Source organism: Rhizobacter sp. P2_H2 (assembly GCF_056403375.1).
Map to the genome: position 1 here is coordinate 1 of NZ_JBFUFP010001669.1, position 756 is coordinate 756.

Consider the following 756-nt stretch of genomic DNA (forward strand, 5'->3'; position numbering starts at 1 on the left):
GCTGGGAGAGCACCTGCTTTGCAAGCAGGGGGTCGTCGGTTCGATCCCGTCATCCTCCACCACTTCTTGTTGAGGTGGTTTCCGCGTTCTCTTGACCAGAAGAAATCGACGCTGACGCAAGCAGCTTGGTGAGTTTTTCACCAGGCTGTTGCCGTCAGCGGTTCGAAAGAATCGGCTGTTGCTCTTTAACAATTTGTAGAGTCGAAAATCAGCGTTGTCGGCGGAAAGCAGACCGAAAGGGATGCACCGTGCCGTCGATGACGAACTTGATTGCGTCAACAGATATTCAACTTGAGTTGATCGAGAAATCGATTGAAGCGAGATTTGAAGAACGGCATAACGCGAAATACTCAAACAGTCATTGACCGATGCTCACCGAGGTGGGCGTCAAAGTTATAGGGTCAAGTGACTAAGTGCATGTGGTGGATGCCTTGGCGATTACAGGCGACGAAGGACGTGATAGCCTGCGATAAGCTTCGGGGAGCTGGCAAATTAGCTTTGATCCGGAGATTTCCGAATGGGGAAACCCGACCGTAAGGTCATCGCATACTGAATACATAGGTATGCGAGGCGAACCGGGTGAACTGAAACATCTCAGTAGCTCGAGGAAAAGACATCAACCGAGATTCCGAAAGTAGTGGCGAGCGAAATCGGAAGAGCCTGCACGTTTTAGCATCTTGCATATCAGAACGGAATGGAAAGTCCGGCCATAGCGGGTGATAGCCCCGTATGAAAAATGTAGGGTGTGGAACTAGG

1 rRNA gene is annotated in these 756 nt (G+C 50.5%); it reads left to right on the plus strand.

What is annotated here, in order from left to right:
- Positions 1–399: 399 nt before the first annotated feature.
- Positions 400–756 (plus strand): 23S ribosomal RNA (locus AC1D15_RS35500); the annotation flags it as partial.